Raw genomic sequence first — 17,431 nt, 5'->3', positions numbered from 1 at the left:
ATGACCAAAGAATACAAAACCATTGTAGATATTGCAGGACCACTCATATTCCTTGAAAAAACAGAGCCTGTAGGATATGGGGAACTTGTTCAGATTAATCTCCCTGATGGGACCACCAAGAGAGGTCAGGTCCTTGATACCTCCGCAGATGTGGTTGTTGTACAGGTTTTCGAAGGAACTCAGGGTCTGAATGATGAATCCGGTGTAGTATTCAGTGGAGATACCATCAAACTTCCTGTTGCAAAAGATCTTCTCGGTCGTATCCTCTCCGGGTCTGGAGAACCCCTTGACGGCGGTCCAAGAATTATCCCCGAAAAAAGGGTAGATGTGAATGGGGCTTCAATGAACCCTTTTTCCAGGAGACCACCTGATGAATTTATCCAGACAGGAATATCCACGATTGACGGTACAAACACTCTTGTAAGAGGACAGAAACTTCCTATCTTCTCTGGATCAGGTCTGCCACACAATGAGATTGCTCTTCAGATTGCAAGACAGGCAAAAGTACCCGGTTCTGAGGAAGATTTCGCTGTGGTGTTTGCTGCAATGGGTATCACCAATGAGGAAGCCCAGTCATTCATGGAAGACTTTGAGAAGACAGGTGCTCTTGAAAGAGCGACAGTTTTCCTCAATCTTGCAGATGACCCTGCAGTCGAACGTATAATCACCCCGAGGATGGCACTGACAGCAGCAGAGTATCTTGCATACGAACACGATATGCATGTACTTGTAATCATGACTGATATTACAAACTATTGTGAAGCACTTCGTCAGATGGGTGCAGCCCGTGAAGAAGTGCCCGGTAGACGTGGATATCCCGGTTACATGTACACTGACCTTGCATCCCTCTATGAACGTGCAGGTGTAATCAAAGGTAACAAGGGATCTGTAACCCAGTTTTCCATCCTGACTATGCCTGGTGACGATATAACCCACCCGATACCCGATCTTTCCGGTTATATCACCGAAGGCCAGATTGTAGTATCCCGTGATCTTCACAGGAAGGGTATCTACCCACCAATCGATGTGCTACCATCCCTTTCCCGTCTGATGAACTCCGGTATAGGGGAAGGTAAGACAAGAGATGACCATAAGGCAGTATCCGATCAGTTGTATGCCGGATATGCTGAAGGACGTGATCTTCGTGGACTGGTTGCAATCGTCGGTAAAGAATCCCTTTCCGAAAGAGACCAGAGAATCCTGGAATTTGCCGATCTTTTCGAAGACCGTTTTGTAAGACAGGCAAAAGATGAGGACAGGAATATCGAAGATACCCTGTCCATAGCATGGGAAATCCTTTCCGAGCTTCCGGAAGCACAGCTTACCAGGATAGACAACAAGTATATCGATAAATATCACCCTGCACATCAAAATGCAGAGTGAACAAAGAGTGATCCACTATGGGCACAAAGGATGTTAAACCAACTCGTTCCGAACTTATTGAACTGAAGAAAAAGATAAAACTGTCCCAGAGCGGCCACAAGCTGCTTAAAATGAAAAGGGATGGTCTTATCCTGGAATTCTTTGAGATTTTGAACAAGGCCAAGGGTGTAAGGAACGAACTGGATGACGCCTATGATAATGCCACTGAAAAAATAGGGATCGCTGAGGCAGTCGAGGGCAGAATGGTAATAAAATCCACTGCTCTTGCTCTCAAAGATGGACCAGAAATAAGTCTTGAAAGCCACAATATTATGGGTGTGGTGGTCCCTAAGATCGAAGCATCCAGTGTGCATAAACCCATCAACAAAAGGGGATACGGTATTCTCGGGACAAGCTCCTACATCGATGAAACTGTCGATTCATATGAGATCCTTGTTGACAAGATTATTCTTGCAGCAGAGATTGAGACCACTATGAAGAGGTTACTTGACGACATCGAGAAAACAAAAAGGCGTGTTAATGCCCTTGAATTCAAAGTAATTCCCGAAATGCAGGAAGCAATGGACTTCATCCGTTTCCGGCTGGACGAGATGGAACGTGAAAACACCTTCCGCTTAAAGAGGATTAAGGCATAATGCCTACCGCAGCACCTGATCGGCCTAGACTGGCCGACAGGCTTTTTTTTAGAATCACACAACCCCACAACCTTGCGCGTATTCTGCGCTGGGCATGGTTAATATCCCTTATGATGCTGGTATTTGGTTATCTTATCATTTATTTCAGGATTTCAGATTACTTGAATATCTGATTACATAATTGATTGGAACCATTCAGTAAAGTATATATATCTTCTTCCACTATATATAAACCGATAAATAGACAACATGCGGTTCTACTAGTTGTGATATTTTGCTCAACAAAGGTGATATACCTATTTAATTTCATTTTGCCTGCGTTATTTTTTAGCTGTGCGTATGGTCTTATGCAACTTTTGCAGGCAAATTCATTCAATAAGTAATTATAAGTTAAAAATGTGGTACATTTATGACACAGCACACACAAACACAAAAAGAAATAGCTAAAAAAATCGATTCTGATACTGTTATTGCCAACTGGAAGGACTGGAGATGGCAACTCAAGCATTCCATCGGTGATATAGATACATTTGAAACCTTGCTTGGCATCAAATTCAAACCCGGGGAAAAGGATAAACTCAAACAAACCCTGGAAAAATTCCCATTATCCGTGACTCCTTATTATCTCTCTCTTATAGACACCGATGATTTCAGGAATGATCCCATATTCCTGCAGGCTTTTCCTTCACCAAAGGAGCTGGACATCGATGAAGATGACCTTGAAGATCCTCTCTCTGAGGAGGAGGATAGTCCTGTTGAGGGGATCACACACAGGTATCCGGACAGGGTATTGTTCCATATAAGTAACACCTGTTCGATGTACTGCAGGCACTGTACACGTAAGAGAAAAGTGGGAGATGTGGATTCCATTCCTACCAAAGATGCAGTCTCTGAAGGACTGGAATACATCAGGAATACCCCACAGGTACGGGATGTCCTGCTTTCGGGCGGAGATCCTTTTATGTTGCCTGATGCTTATCTGGACTGGATTCTGACACAATTGAGAGAAATACCTCATGTAGAGGTAATTCGTATCGGTACAAGGATGCCTGTGGTGCTTCCTTACAGGGTAACTGATAATCTTGTAGAAATACTCAAAAAGCATCATCCTCTCTGGATCAATACCCACTTCAACCATCCACGTGAAGTAACAGAATCTTCCAGAGAAGCCCTGCGTAAACTTGCAGATGCAGGAATCCCCCTCGGAAACCAGACGGTGTTGCTTTCAGGAGTGAATGACTGCCACAGGATCATGAAAAAGCTTGTACAGAAACTTGTGCAAAACCGTGTACGTCCTTATTACCTCTACCAGTGCGACCTTTCGGAAGGCCTGTCCCATTTCCGCACTCCGGTGGGCAAGGGTATAGAGATAATGGAACACCTCATCGGCCACACAAGTGGTTTTGCAGTTCCGACCTATGTTATCGATGCTCCCCACGGAGGAGGTAAGATACCTGTCATGCCTTCCTATCTCATATCCTGGTCCACCAACAGGGTTATTTTGCGTAACTATGAAGGTGTGATCACTTCCTATAAAGAACCGGATTCCTATGAGCCGATATACTGTGACCGTAAATGTGAAGAGTGTAAACTCCAGCTTAAACTTGATGATGCAGCTGAATATAAATCTACAGGAATTGCAAAATTGCTTGCCGATCATGATGAAGTTGTAAGTCTTGTACCGGAAGATACCGAAAGAATGGAGAGAAGGGACGTTGAGTGATATAATCGAAAAAATAGGCAACTCCCTGATCCAGCACGGTACGTACAATAATCGTATTTACCTTATGAAACTGGATATTGGCGATCTGCCGGATCTTATACCTGAAATGGATCGGTTGGCAGAAAAACGCGGCTACAACAAGATATTTGCAAAAGTCCCTGCAGATTCCAGAGATGTTTTTGAAGCAAAGGGATATGTGAAGGAGGCCGGAGTACCCGGCTACTATTCCGGCAAGAAGGAAGCCCTGTTCATGTGTAAATATTTCACAGGGAACAGGCAGGAAGACACACAGGTTGAGGATGACCGGATTATCTCCACTGCCAAAGATAAGGCAGGAGACATCATGAATCCTGAATTACCCGAAGGTTTCCTGATACGGATGTGTACGGAAGCGGATGTACCTGCAATGGCAGAGATCTACGCCGAAGTATTTCCTACATATCCTTTTCCTATCCAGGACCCGGCCTACCTGAAAAAGACCATGGAAGATAATGTTGTATATTTCGCAGTTGAATATAAAGGTAACATAGTTGCCCTTTCCTCTTGCGAGATCGATTTTGAAAACCGGAATGCGGAAATGACCGACTTTGCTACACTCCCTCAGTTCAGGGGAATGGGGATGTCCACTTCTCTCCTCTCAAGAATGGAAAAAGAAATGGATAAGAAAGGGATCCTTACCCTGTATACCATCGCCCGGGCCGCGTCCTATGGTATGAATACTGTTTTTGCAAGGCTTGGGTATGAATTTACCGGAAAACTTGTTCAAAATACCAATATATCCGGTAATCTTGAGAATATGAATGTATGGTACAAGCGTATTTGAGTAACTCTTAAATAAACATTCTCCATATCATTCAGTTTATTATATCCATTTCAAGTTCATTCTGTGTTACATGTAAATAAGTGATTCCTCCGGCCTTCACATCATAGTCTATTGTCACTGAAGAAGTGTCATAATCTACCGGATCACTATTACCAGGACTATTAATATTAAACACCACAGAACCATCTTTTGTCAACAATTTCAAATAGTGCTGTGTGAGATTATTAAGCGAAAATGATGTATTTGTGCTATTGATAACAACATCGGGAAGTTCAGTTGTATCTCCCGAAAAATTCCATGAAAAATCCGGGTCTGCACCATTTTGGTTGGGAGGAGCATATTTCATCATAAATGAATCATTTAGGAAATCCACTGTGCTTTCGCCGTTATTTACCTGAAATACATCCTTCCCTTCCCATTTTTCTATATACTCAGATCCCACGGATTTATCCTTATAGGTAACTTCAATCTCCAACTGGTCATTACCACCACTTTTGGAAAGGCTGTATATCAGAGTCTTTGTACCCGAAATTGCTTTTATTTCGTAGTTGGATGGATTCAGGCCCTGACTGCCAGCCGCTTCTAAATTCATATAAAAATCATAGATAGGCAGAGTATTTGATGAATTAACAGCCCCTATTTCAATCTGGTTTGTAAGGGTTGTTGTTCCCATGGGGGGAACTACATCCAGTTCAATAATTGCGGTCTTATTCACATCATCTTTTTCTGCATTGGTATAGGTCATTGACTCCGCATAATTGGCCCATGCATCATAATATTCACTTTCAATATAGATATAGACCTTGTCAGAGGTCACGGGATTTGTTCTTGACGGCGATATGGATGTGTTGGGATACAAGACAAAAGGCCTGTTGTCCGATGTTACGGCAATGTTTACTTCTCCTTCTCCTGACGTTGAGGAGGAGCCATTGATCGTCATTATAGGTAAAGTGAGTGTTTCCCCGTTGTAATGAAATTCCGGGGGTGAAACCATTACAGAACCGCCATTTTCCCTGTACTTTGACCAGACGCCACCACCTTCATAAGCAATCTTCCTTTCATCGAGAGTATATTCAAAGGTACCCAATGAGCAATTGACTATAGGGGTAGAATTTGTAGTGTTCTGGATGACGATTCTTATATTACTGTTGTCGGAATATTCACCGTTAACACCAACTTCGCCTCCCATGAGGGAAAACGATGTAGTCTGGAGAGGAGATTCTCCGAGGGCTACTTTACTCATACGGGAGTCAAGAATCGTAAAAGCCTGTTCTACGTTTTGTGATTTGGAATTATCCTTCAGTTCATCAATTGCAGGGACGCTGTAAACCATCATTGCACTGATGGATACCACAGTAAGAGCAAACATGAGCAGAATACCAATAACAGAAGAGACTGCCTTACAGGAGAGGGATAGGTTACTTATTCGTATCATATATCCACCATTATTCCACTCTCACCTTCATAGGTGAATGAGTTATATATACGTCTATATTTTCGGAAAAATCCTCTTTCCTTAAATGTACAGTTGTATTTGTTTCGTCTCTGTTTATTACCTGCATACCCATTGTTTCATTCAGGTAATTTTCCCAGCCAGTATAATAATCACTTTTCACAGTAATATCTACAGATGATACATTTTCATAAGAAAATACCGATGAATACCCTCCGTCTGCAATAACTCTGATCAATCCCTCTCCCGAAATTCCATTTGAACCCATTACTGCAGCAACAGGTATTATCATATTGTTGTCAGAAAGGACAAAACCGGGTTTTTTGACCATAATTGTGCCTTCATTTCCATATTTTGCCCAGACACCCGTATTTTCATAAGCTACTGCAGTTTCTTCATAAGAATGCTTTATTTCTCGCATTTGCCTTTTGAATGTTTGATTCTCCAAACCTGCAGATGAAGAATTCCAGGTCTGCATTGTTACATTGATAGTACTGGTGCCGCTGACCAGGGCATTGCCTCCATACATTTTTAGTTCAACTGATTGTGAGGGAGCCATATCGAAAACGACTTTGTTTATATTTTCACCTAGTACAATATGGCTCTGCTTTATATTTTCGGTATGGCCGTGCTCCTGGATATTTTGAAGAGCAGGATAACCTGCAACTCCTATTATAGATATGGCTATTAGCATTATTCCAAGTATCAATATGGTATCAACTACTTCTGACACTGCTCCTTCGGACTTGAATATTTTTTTGGGAACAATATGCATGAGATCGCCATTTTTTAGTGGACTTCTATTATCTCCGTAGTACTGTTGTAAAAGAAGTAATGCTCACCTGTTACACTGTTTATCGTAGCGGATTCTATATCTGTTGTTGTCAATTCATAGGGTATCTGGACCCTGGTTTCAGCAATGCCGTCGGATTCAAATATTATTTCATGTGTTTGGTTTGAAATTTGCATATAATAATATTCATCCGCTATTTTCATAGGTAACACAATATCGGATTGTATTTCTTCAACATTACCTCCGGATTTTCTGGTAAGGTTTATTGTTGTATCAATCTTAGTAAGCTGAAGAGCAATGCTACTGCCATGTATTTCGAATTGTTCCCGCATAACGGAATGTTCATTCCGATCCATCATTACATAGGAAGAATTCATCACAGACATAAATACCATGATCGTTATTACAAATGTCAATATAAAACCAACAGCTGTAGAAACTCCCCTCCTGTCATGGTATATTTTTTGCATATTAATCACTCACGGGACCGTTACGGGCAAGGTCACATTGATTTTGTTTTTACTTGAAGAGATAGCCACCGTTGCATTGATCATCTTGTATCTCTCACACCTGAATGATTCCCCGGTGGCGAGTTCTCCTGATAGTGAATACAGTCCAATAACATTGCTTGAGTTTAAATATTTCAAACTGTATGTCTTCTCTGCTGTACTGTTGTCAAACTGGTAGGATTCATTGCCTTTGAGATCTATAAAAAACGGGTCGATTTCATAGGTTTGATTTGAAACATTAACCTTTATATTACTCCCCTCCTCATACATTTTCATACACCAGATGGATGAACCGGATTGATTTAAGGCATGCACTTCGAAAGGTTCTGATATATCCCCCAGATTACTGGTATCGGTTAATTCCATTGTGAAATTATCCGTATTATTCACATTATCGATTATCGTCCAGTTCTCCTGCCCTGAGGATAAACCGTTTTTTGTAAAATATGCATCCTGGAGAGTACTGTTGGTAAATGAAAACGATACTCCCTGATATGCATATAATATTGTAACTTCACGGGAATAATTTTCGAGATAGCGACTGAAGACTGTATGATTGAAAGAAGTACCTGTGGTGGCATTGTAATAGGCTGCCTTTGTCGCTTCATCGGTCATACGGGCAATATTGGATACTTCAAAATAACTTATATCATTATTTGATTCAGAGGCTATGTTACTTGCATAAATAATATTATTTAGCATTACAGTTGAAACTACAACCATAAATCCTATGGTAAATGCAGCGAGCAGCAACATCTGTCCTGAATCATTAGATTTATCCATCATTCACTCCCTTTTTTACATACGCCACATTGTGAGTTTTACATCAACTATATTGTAGAAATCCGTTGTATTGTCCATATCTGGAATTGAAGTTCTGTTCTCAAAGGAAGAGGGATTTGCAAGATCGCTATTTGAAAGTACAACTTTCCTTGAAACTATCACAGCATTATCAGAGGGGTCACCGTTGTATATGTAAGGCGATGTGAGAGTATTCTCTGAATCCAGCCTGAATGTAAATTCCATATTGTGGCCGATTCCTTTTGCTACCAGAGTTTGCTGCAGTAATTCTTTGACCGGACCACTGATAGTATCACTGCTGTTTGTCCTGGATATGTAATGAGTAGCGTTCCAGACATATTCATCACCACTCCACCCTATGATCTCTTTTTTGAGTTGAGAATCCTGATCATATTGTGAATGATCAAGTGCCATTACCATATCCTGGCCCAGGGTATATAGCTGTGATTCAATATGTGCATTTGCTGTAGAAGATGTCAAAGGAGTAATTGTGGTTGCCTGAACGGCAAATATGAGTACCCCGATCATTACCATCGCTGCCATTATGGCTTCAAGTGTGTGAAGTTGTGCCGAATCATCATTACGAAAAATAAATTTCAGTGCCAATTTACCACACCCTGACAGATATTGTGGCGGTTTGCACATTATTGTTTTCTGAATTTTCAAAAAGAACAGTTCTTTTTGTTTGTCCTATGTTTCCAACAGAAGGCAGTGGCTTTCCAGCCATGTATATTGTCGATGAATTATGTTCGAGAGTTATATTCAGATCATAACTACTAAATTCCCCTTTTAACCCGAGAGAGGACAAAGTCGTTTCATAACTGTTATTTAACAATGAAAAAAAAGTTTCCGTATTTTCGCGGTTAATGAGGTTGGTAGTGGTCATATCTCCAGAACCCATTTCTTTTTCTGTGATAGTTACTGCCACACGATCTGCAATCAGGGTTACTTCATCTGATTCAGAATTAAATGGCGTAAACAACCCGGAAGTATAATTGAACACAAAAAAAATTGCAAATATAAAAATTGTAATTGCGGCCAGATAATCGATTGTAATCTGACCATCCGGGTCTGTTTTAAACGTATTATCTTTCATTGACCTGTATGTCATCATATTTCAGTCCATTCAAAAGATGCCAGAATATAGTTATATGTCACCGATTCCTCAAGCATGCTTATTTAATATTGTGAATTATAAAAATATGGCGATGAATGTTGATGGTATTGAAAGTGCCTTCTGTGTGTACCAGTATGTAAGATTTATGTACACAAAAAAACAAAAGAAAAAAGATTAAAGGGGCCTCTGTACCCCTTCATTTGTATCAGATGAGGTATCATCAATTTCTTCAAAATCTGCCACATAGGTATATGCGGTATCATTATTTTCTATCATACGATATGTGACTACCACAGATGCGATCACAACAATCGGAGTAGTAATCAGTGAACCAATAACTACATAGCTGCCGATGGCACTGATTATCCAGAGAATGATGGAGATGATTGCCGTATCCAGGAAATTGTTTTTTCCAATCTTCAATACTTTCCTTGATGGCATCAACTCCACTGTAGCCCCTGATGACAAGTAACGGAAAAGCATACAGTAACAGTATGGAAAGGATAATTCCCGGTATTATGAGCAGCATATAGCCAACTAATAACAGAACAGCCGCCACAATAGCGAAACCCCAACTTCTCACGAAATGATCAAATCCACTGAATACATCTTTGTAATCAATAGGCTCTCCCTTAACGCCCCTGACAGCCATATCAACCAGCCCATAGAACAGCGGGGCAATTGTCACAATAAGAATCGAACCGATCATGGCGACCAATGTAGCAATGATGTATGTCATGAAGTTTTCTTTGAAAACATCCCATGTGTCTGAAAATATCTTCTCATAATCCATAAATGATCTCCTGAAAATTGTGTATAATTATGTCTCTAAAATATATAAGAACTCTATTATATAAATATATAACCTGTCGATTTATAGTCGGTTTTGTGGCATGGAGTGGAACTGGATTGCTCAGGCTGTATTCTTTTGAAAAGCAATTTAACGTAAAACGTACATAGTAAAGTCAGGAGGGTAAGAATGAAAAATACCATTACCAGGAGTTTTGAACTTGGGGATTATGCAATAAAAGGAGCACAGATTGATGGATTTTCCATGACGCTGCATGACCGCGAACATTTGAGCACTGAAGTTAAATATGTGCCCGCCTGCTGTGACAGCTTTACAAAAGACCAGATAGAGGAACTGATCCAAAGAATTATGGAAAAAGCAAGTTATTTCATGGAAAAACTTCATGAAAACATCAAATGCAATGTCATTTTCGTGGATTTTGAAGAAACGGGTTTCACGCCTGATAGTGACATGCCATCAATAGAAGTGCGCTCCCTGGAAAAGTTGCACGTAATATACAGGTTTTCAGTGGAATATTATATCTAAAAAATAAATTACAGGAGTTGGGTAGATTCTTCCTGCTTTTGCATTTTCACAACCAAAAAACGCAGAATTCCGCCACCTGCGTTACCTACCAGATGTGGGATCTTTGCAGGACTCTCAATAATTGAATCCTTCTCCACAATCTCGGCTTCATCGCCAATTTCAACTCTGGCCTTGCCTTCAAGTATATAGAAAAACACATCCACCGGAGTAATATGTTTTTTCAGAGACTGTTTTGGTTCAAGGGTTATGTGCATTGCCTGGCCATGGTCTGATGCATACATCTTTCGCACATCTGCACCATGCGGATTCTTTTTTTGCTCGGCATCTTTTACGTATCGGATTTGCATATTAAATTCTCCTATAGAGGGGATGGGAGGCTTTAGAGCAGCCTCCCCAGATCATTTTCTACAGTTGTGTTCTTGCTGATGTTGAAATTTTCAACCAGCACGTTTAACACATTCGGGGAAACAAACGCCGGCAATCTCGGCCCCAGTACAATGTTCTTGACGCCAAGACTTAGCAGGGCAAGCAAGACAAGGACTGCCTTTTGTTCATACCAGGCAATATTGTAGGAAACCGGCAGATCATTTATGTCATCCAGTTCAAAGGCTTCAGCCAGCTTCTGGGCAATGACAACCAGTGAGTAGGAATCATTACACTGGCCCGCATCCAGTACTCTGGGTATACCGCCAATGTCTCCCAGGTCCAGCTTATTATACCGATACTTGGCACAACCTGCTGTAAGAATTACCGCATCCTGTGGCAGTTGTTTTGCAAATTCAGTATAATATTCCCTGTCGTGCTGTCTCCCGTCACACCCTGCCATGACAATAAACCGGGATATCTGGCCGGCTTTTACTGCATCCACGATCTTGTCGGCAACTGAAAGGGCGGCATTGTGTGCAAATCCGGCAGGTATTGCGCCATTTTCCAGTTGTACGGGTGGTCTGGATTGTTTTGCCATTTCAATGATTTCAGAGAAATCTTTTGTACCGTCTTCTTTCTCTTCGATGTGTTTGAGTCCTTCAAATCCGACCATTGCTGTTGTGAATATCCGGTCTGAATAGGAATCCCTGGGTGGTACAAGACAGTTTGTGGTCATAAGTACAGGACCATTGAATTTTTCAAATTCGGTTTTCTGGTGCCACCATGACCCACCGTAGTTGCCCACCAGGTGTTCGTACTTCTTAAATTCAGGATAGGCATTGGCAGGAAGCATCTCACCGTGGGTATATACATCGACACCGGTGCCTTCAGTCTGTTTCAGGAGCTGGTCCATGTCCTTCAGATCATGCCCACTGATAAGGATTCCCGGATTGTTCCCGGTTCCAATGTTAATTTCTGTGGGTTCCGGATGGCCATAGGCTGCAGTATTGGCTTCATCCAGCATTGCCATTGTCTTGACACCGAAACTTCCACATTCCAGCACCAGGCCTGTGAGGTCATCTACTGACAGGGAGTCATCAAGAGTGGCTACCAGTGCCCTGTCAACAAAAGCCTCAATATCTTTATCTTTGTGACCAAGCACACGGGCATGGTATGCATAAGCAGCCATACCTTTTAGACCATATACCAGTAATTCTTTCAGGGATCTGATATCTTCATTTTCAGTTGCCAGGATGCTGACTGAATCCGTGTTTCCAAGTTCATCCGGGTTGACCGTTGCAGCCTGTGGAAGTTCGCTCAGGTCCACTCCATGTGCCTGGAGTTCGGATTTAATCTGTTCCCTTTTATCATATGCATCCTGAATCCACTTCTTGAAATCAGTGGCACTGAAGTTGACATTGGTTACTGTTGAGAAAAGGGCTTCTTCCATGAAACGGGAATCAATATAATCTTCTGGTTCTCCTTCCTCTTGCTCATTTCCTTTCAGGGCATTTATTAATCGGGTTTTCAGTCCCGGATTTTCGGGAACTGTGTCTCTTGCTTTCTGGTTGACAGCGGCAAGACCTTTAAGCATATAAATAAGCTGGTCCTGCAGATCTGCAACTTCATTTGATTTCCCGCATGCTCCACCCTTTGTACAGGCTTCTCCTTTTGCTGTTTCTTCACATTGGTAACAAAACATATTTTCCTCCACACTTTATAGATATTTTGCAACATTTATATCTAGCAAAGTATCTTCTTGATACTAAGTATTATTAGGATACTGGTTTATATAATAGAAGGTTTCTAACTAGATACTATGAAAGATTGCACCCTTTACAAGATGATGGACATAATTGGCAAACGCTGGACGCTGTGTATTCTACTGGAATTGCATAAAGGAGATAGATACCAGAAACAGTTCAATGAACTCAAAGCAATGTTGGGAGATATTACACCAAAAATGCTGTCTACCCGCCTGAAGGAACTTGAGTCACATGGACTTGTCGAAAAGAAAATTGATTCCTCGGCCATCCCTGTAAAATCCTTCTATTCGTTAAGTGAAAGTGGACAGGAATTTATCGAAATAATCAAGGAAATCAAGGGATGGGGTCTCAAATGGAAGTTTGACAATCCGCTTTGCAGTGTTTCCGATTGTAAGTATTGCGGTGTTGGAAAAACAGCCGGGAACTAAAACTGTAATTGTTACCGGGCGGATATTTCCAATATTCCTCTTGCCGCCAGGATTCCGGTTGCAGAAGCATTAACTATGTCTCTGGACAATCCTGCTCCGTCCCCGGCTGCAAACAGGTTCCTGGTACTTGATTGCATATTCCCGTCAACCTGTATTTTCATGGAATAAAACTTGACCTCCGGAGCATAGAGAAGGGTGGAGTCGCAAGCCACACCGGGGATGATCCTGTCAAGGGTTTCCAGTCCCTCTATGATATCCATAACTATTCTGTGCGGCATGGCCATTGAAATATCTCCTGGCGTTACATCTTTTAGGGTATTCACCACCGGATTTCTTGTAAGACGCGCTTCAGTGGAACGCCGCCCTCTTCTCAGATCTCCCATTCTCTGGAGGACAGGTTTGCCTCCTCCTATGGTGGTTGCCAGTTTTGCCACCGACCTGGCATACTTTATTGTGTTTTCAATGGGTTTTGTCAGTTCGATATGTACCAGGAATGCGAAATTGGTATTCTCAGAAACCGTGTCATGCATTGAATGCCCGTTGATGGCAATGAATCCTTCATACTCTTCCCTGACAACAAAACCGTGTTCATTGGTACAGAAAGTACGTATGAAATCGTCATATTTGCGGGTCTGGATGTGGAATTTCGGATCACGGTTAATTTTGGTCACAGGATCCATTATGATTGCAGGAACCTCCACACGAACGCCGATGTCCACACCTGCAAACCGGGCATCAATGGAATGTTTATCAACCATTTCATTGACCCATTTTCCCCCAATCCTGCCGGGTGCAAGAAGCGTATAACTGCATTCTATTGTCCTGCCGTTATTCAGAAAAACACCCCTGCAGACATTGTTCTCAATCCAGAGATCTTTCACGTCAGTATTCAGGAGAAAATCCACTCCATTTTCATCAAGTCTCTTTTTAAAGTTCCCAATAACAGCAGGTGCGTTATCTGTTCCTATATGCCGTTGTTTTATATCGATGAATTTTGCTCCCACCGACGCAGCCCGGCGTTGTAGTTGTTCTACATCTTCTCCCTTTGGTGAGATCATTTTTTCTGTGGCACCACACTGCAGGAATATATTATCCACATAATCCACAAGTTCCCATGCCTTCTCCTGATCATGAGTGAATTCTAAAAGATCTCCTCCGGTATCCGGTCTTAAATTCAGGGTCCCGTCAGAAAATGTCCCCGCTCCGCCAACTCCACACATGATATTGCAGGGGGTACAGTGCATACAGTGTTGAACGGATTCCATAGGACAATGTCTCTTTTCGACATCTCTGCCCCTGTCAATTACCAGGATTTTCAAACCATGACCGGAAAGTTCATTGGCTGCAAACATCCCGGCAGGTCCGGCTCCGATAATAATTACATCGTATTTGTATACCTAATTCATGTGCCTTTTAGACCTCATAAAGAAAAGCAATCTGGAGGTATATAATTATTTACCACATAATACCCGGGATGAAAATCTCTTACATTCAATTGTTGCTGACATACTCCCACGACTAAAGTGCGTGGGGTTCTACGGTTGATTGCTTTCTAATCATTGCCGCTTTGGGGATACCAGTATTCCCCTTTGCTACATCACTTTCTGTAGCAAATCGAACTATGTTTGGAGATAATGCAATGTTGAAAGCTGCATTAACGTCCGCATGTTCAACGTGTCCACAAGAAGGACACTGGAAGTTTTTGCCATTTCTGTCCCCTATATGACCGCATCTGCTACATGATTGAGAAGTGTATGCAGGGTCGATATAAGCGATAGGAACTCCAAGTAGTTTGGCTTTGTATTCTATCATCATTTGGAACTGATAGAAAGACCAACTATTCAAGGAATAACGGAATGACTTTGCTTGTTTCTTGTTCTTACGGATGCCCTTGAGTTCTTCGAGCTTGATTCCGTAGCCATTTTCATAGGCATTACCCACTATCTTCTTGCTAATTTTGTGGTTAATGTCTCGGACGATTCTACTTTCACGGTTTTTGAGTTGTTTTACTTTTCGATATTTACCTCTCTTTTGTAGATTTTTACGGATATGTTTGTATTTTTCATGAATATGTTGTCCTGATTTACCGAGTTTCATAATTTTTCCAGTATCAGGAGATGCTACGACTGCTATATGACCTGTAGTATTTCGGTCTACTCCTAACCATTCTGTAGCTTCATATTCTGAATTTTCTTTGTGGGTTACAGAAACAAAGAGATATTCGTTATCTACTTCAATCTGATTGATAGTGTCGAAGTAGATGGGGATTTCATGTTTAAGTTCCAATTTCAATGCTGTTATTTTGATAATTTGTGATGCAGGGGCATACTGGATTCCCTGTTTAGGGATTGTTAATTTAACCTTATTGACACGTTTTATCTTCTTATTACGCCCGTATTTACGAATAATCTGATTGCTCATCACTGATTTTAATCCGAATTGTTTTACATCTTTGGAACTGAATTTAGCTGAATGCGGATGATGCTCTAATACATAGTGGGCTACTTGTTTAGCCTTTTTTAGTTCATCGGAAAAATCTCGATGATGCTTGATTTTGTATGTGAGTATCATTTATTTTTCTGTTCCTCAATGTATTTTTTAACCGTTGTTTCCGAAATGTGACCTACAGATTCACAATAGTAGCTTCGAGTCCATAATGTCGGGAGTCTAGTTCTCATTTCTGAAAATTCTTGTCTTAAAATACGAGATGTATAACCCTTCAATTGTTGAACAATCCAATGAGGACTCATTGTAGGTGTAGTTTTCACAAATAGATGAACGTGGTCGGGCATTATTTCCATTTTTTCAATGATTACTCCGATTTCTTCTGCTTTATTATAGAGAAGTTCCTTTAAACGTGCTTCAATCTCATTTTCTAAAACATTGCGTCTATATTTAGGACACCATATTAAATGAAAACCAATGTTATACACCGTTGTATTGCTATGTTTCCATCTCTCTGTTGCCATGATAATGTATTATATGTCTGACATCTATATAACATTTGTGATTAACTAAATGAGTGGGGTACGATTCATCCTATGACTAAAGTCATAGGCTTTCTCTACCCCTACGCCCCATTAGTCGTAAAAGGCCAACTTATTCTTTTATAAAAATAGATTTATAGCCATACTACATTGCCGCTTAAACTGAATTAGGAAATAAAACCCCGGGATAAAATATGCAACTCAGTAATACAATACCTGAAAAATGTACATCAATGGGCCAATTTTTGTATACCAATTGTAACACTCTTTCAGAAAAGGTTGTCGAAAGACAATATGCCCGGCAACCCGAATTGACTGCAAAGTATGGCAAAAAAGGAAAAAAACTGTCATTGCAGGATTGTAGATATCACATATTCTACCTGGGAGAAGCTATCTGTGTTCATAGTAAACCTCTATTCCTGGATTACATGCAATGGGTCAAAGTCCTTATGCATAACCTGGGAATTCCGGAAAAATACCTGATCACAAACTTTCAGATTATAAAAGAAGTTGTTTCCGAAAAAGTTGCTGAAAACCAGTTTACAAAGGAAGAAGCAGATATTATACATGAATATCTAGATGCCGGGTTAATGGCATTTGAAGAAAAAGAAAATGATACAGTATCTTATATTGATCGAAATACATATTATGGTAAATTAGCAGGCAAATATATTGACCTGCTTATTGAAGGAAAAAAGAATGCTGCATCCGACTTAATTTTCAGTGCTCTTGAAAAAGGAGCGACTATAGAAGATATCTATCTTAATATATTCCAGCCTTCACAATATGAAGTGGGAAGACTCTGGCAAACCAACGTGATAAGCGTTGCCAAAGAACACTATATTACTGCTTCAACTCAACACATTATGTCCCGGCTTTATCCAGAAATGATTTCACAGGGAAATAAGGATAGGACCGTTGTGGCTACCTGCATAGGTAATGAATTACACGAATTGGGCGTGAGAATGGTTGCAGACTTCTTTGAGATGGATGGCTGGAATAGTTATTACCTGGGAGCAAATACGCCTGCAGAAAGTATAATACAGACAGTTAATGATACAAATGCGCAGGTTGTTATTGTTTCTGCTACCCTTTCAATCAATGTTCATAAGCTAAAGGCACTGGTTCAGGAATTGAGGAATTCAAAAGATCTGGAAAATACAACTATCATGGTAGGTGGACATCCATTCAACATCGATCCTGAATTATGGGAAAAAGTGGGTGCGGATCTCTATGCTCCGGATGCAAAGCAGTCGGTGGCGCTGGCAAATGAATTATTTGACAGGAAATAACGTTTGAGTGATTTGTTGC

General features: G+C 40.9%; 19 protein-coding genes. 7 read left to right on the top strand and 12 right to left on the bottom strand.

Annotated elements, in window-relative coordinates:
- The 4 genes from CP947_RS03410 (at position 1) to ablB (ending at position 4,564) form a co-directional block, all read left to right on the top strand.
- Positions 1-1,383, top strand: a complete 1,383-nt coding sequence (locus CP947_RS03410; protein WP_096711827.1) for an ATP synthase subunit B — start codon at positions 1-3, stop codon at positions 1,381-1,383.
- Between the two features lie 17 nt (positions 1,384-1,400).
- Positions 1,401-2,018 (top strand): V-type ATP synthase subunit D, encoded by a 618-nt coding sequence (locus CP947_RS03405; RefSeq protein WP_096711826.1) that lies wholly within the window; start codon positions 1,401-1,403, stop codon positions 2,016-2,018.
- 409 nt (positions 2,019-2,427) lie between these two features.
- Complete coding sequence (gene kamA, locus CP947_RS03400) at positions 2,428-3,741, top strand: lysine 2,3-aminomutase (protein WP_096711825.1); 1,314 nt, start codon at positions 2,428-2,430, stop codon at positions 3,739-3,741.
- On the top strand, positions 3,734-4,564 hold the full coding sequence (gene ablB / locus CP947_RS03395) for a putative beta-lysine N-acetyltransferase (RefSeq protein WP_096711824.1): 831 nt from the start codon (positions 3,734-3,736) through the stop codon (positions 4,562-4,564). The genes kamA and ablB overlap by 8 nt, the downstream gene beginning before the upstream one ends.
- Before the next feature lie 31 nt (positions 4,565-4,595).
- Here ablB and CP947_RS03390 read toward each other — a convergent pair whose 3' ends face one another.
- The 7 genes from CP947_RS03390 to CP947_RS03360 form a co-directional block, all read right to left on the bottom strand.
- Positions 4,596-5,999, bottom strand: a complete 1,404-nt coding sequence (locus CP947_RS03390; protein WP_096711823.1) for a DUF7289 family protein — start codon at positions 5,997-5,999, stop codon at positions 4,596-4,598.
- Between the two features lie 10 nt (positions 6,000-6,009).
- A complete protein-coding gene (locus CP947_RS03385; protein ID WP_241645879.1) occupies positions 6,010-6,750 on the bottom strand; it encodes a DUF7289 family protein in 741 nt (246 codons plus the stop codon).
- Positions 6,751-6,806: 56 nt separating this feature from the next.
- The gene (locus tag CP947_RS03380) at positions 6,807-7,280 is read right to left on the bottom strand and encodes a DUF7266 family protein (RefSeq protein ID WP_096711821.1); all 474 of its coding nucleotides are present in this window, start codon (positions 7,278-7,280) and stop codon (positions 6,807-6,809) included.
- Positions 7,281-7,289: 9 nt separating this feature from the next.
- Positions 7,290-8,105 (bottom strand): hypothetical protein, encoded by an 816-nt coding sequence (locus CP947_RS03375; protein ID WP_132130933.1) that lies wholly within the window; start codon positions 8,103-8,105, stop codon positions 7,290-7,292.
- 12 nt (positions 8,106-8,117) lie between these two features.
- Entirely contained in the window at positions 8,118-8,726 is a 609-nt protein-coding gene (locus CP947_RS03370; protein ID WP_243641536.1) for a DUF7288 family protein, read from the bottom strand.
- A gap of 1 nt (position 8,727) precedes the next feature.
- Complete coding sequence (locus tag CP947_RS03365) at positions 8,728-9,234, bottom strand: DUF7287 family protein (RefSeq protein ID WP_096711819.1); 507 nt, start codon at positions 9,232-9,234, stop codon at positions 8,728-8,730.
- Positions 9,235-9,499: 265 nt separating this feature from the next.
- Positions 9,500-10,030, bottom strand: coding sequence for a DUF2189 domain-containing protein (locus CP947_RS03360; protein WP_096711818.1), 531 nt, complete (start codon positions 10,028-10,030; stop codon positions 9,500-9,502).
- A gap of 186 nt (positions 10,031-10,216) precedes the next feature.
- On the opposite strand from CP947_RS03360, the gene CP947_RS03355 reads away from it, so the two are divergent.
- Positions 10,217-10,573 (top strand): hypothetical protein, encoded by a 357-nt coding sequence (locus tag CP947_RS03355; protein WP_096711817.1) that lies wholly within the window; start codon positions 10,217-10,219, stop codon positions 10,571-10,573.
- 8 nt (positions 10,574-10,581) lie between these two features.
- On the opposite strand, the gene CP947_RS03350 is transcribed toward CP947_RS03355, so the two are convergent.
- Both CP947_RS03350 and hcp read right to left on the bottom strand, forming a co-directional pair.
- Positions 10,582-10,920 carry a cupin domain-containing protein gene (locus CP947_RS03350; RefSeq protein ID WP_096711816.1) on the bottom strand — a complete coding sequence of 113 codons (339 nt, stop codon included), beginning with the start codon at positions 10,918-10,920 and terminating at the stop codon, positions 10,582-10,584.
- A gap of 32 nt (positions 10,921-10,952) precedes the next feature.
- Positions 10,953-12,641, bottom strand: coding sequence for a hydroxylamine reductase (hcp, locus tag CP947_RS03345; protein ID WP_096711815.1), 1,689 nt, complete (start codon positions 12,639-12,641; stop codon positions 10,953-10,955).
- 117 nt (positions 12,642-12,758) lie between these two features.
- Between hcp and CP947_RS03340 the strand changes: the two genes are divergently transcribed.
- Entirely contained in the window at positions 12,759-13,133 is a 375-nt protein-coding gene (locus tag CP947_RS03340) for a winged helix-turn-helix transcriptional regulator (protein WP_096711814.1), read from the top strand.
- A gap of 11 nt (positions 13,134-13,144) precedes the next feature.
- Here the strand turns inward: CP947_RS03340 and CP947_RS03335 are convergent, their stop codons facing one another.
- From CP947_RS03335 to tnpA, 3 genes are all read right to left on the bottom strand, one after another.
- On the bottom strand, positions 13,145-14,512 hold the full coding sequence (locus tag CP947_RS03335) for an NAD(P)/FAD-dependent oxidoreductase (RefSeq protein ID WP_096711813.1): 1,368 nt from the start codon (positions 14,510-14,512) through the stop codon (positions 13,145-13,147).
- Positions 14,513-14,651: 139 nt separating this feature from the next.
- Positions 14,652-15,704 (bottom strand): RNA-guided endonuclease InsQ/TnpB family protein, encoded by a 1,053-nt coding sequence (locus CP947_RS03330; RefSeq protein WP_096711812.1) that lies wholly within the window; start codon positions 15,702-15,704, stop codon positions 14,652-14,654.
- The gene (tnpA, locus tag CP947_RS03325) at positions 15,701-16,102 is read right to left on the bottom strand and encodes an IS200/IS605 family transposase (RefSeq protein ID WP_096711811.1); all 402 of its coding nucleotides are present in this window, start codon (positions 16,100-16,102) and stop codon (positions 15,701-15,703) included. Before tnpA ends, CP947_RS03330 begins: the two co-directional genes overlap by 4 nt.
- Positions 16,103-16,314: 212 nt before the next feature.
- On the opposite strand from tnpA, the gene CP947_RS03320 reads away from it, so the two are divergent.
- Complete coding sequence (locus CP947_RS03320; RefSeq protein ID WP_096711810.1) at positions 16,315-17,412, top strand: cobalamin B12-binding domain-containing protein; 1,098 nt, start codon at positions 16,315-16,317, stop codon at positions 17,410-17,412.
- Positions 17,413-17,431: the final 19 nt, after the last annotated feature.

Origin of the sequence: Methanohalophilus euhalobius (assembly GCF_900215215.1) — an archaeon.
In the GTDB taxonomy this organism is placed as follows: Archaea; Halobacteriota; Methanosarcinia; order Methanosarcinales; family Methanosarcinaceae; genus Methanohalophilus; species Methanohalophilus euhalobius.
Note: the sequence above shows the minus strand (reverse complement) of the source record. Positions and strands in the feature narration are given on the sequence as shown.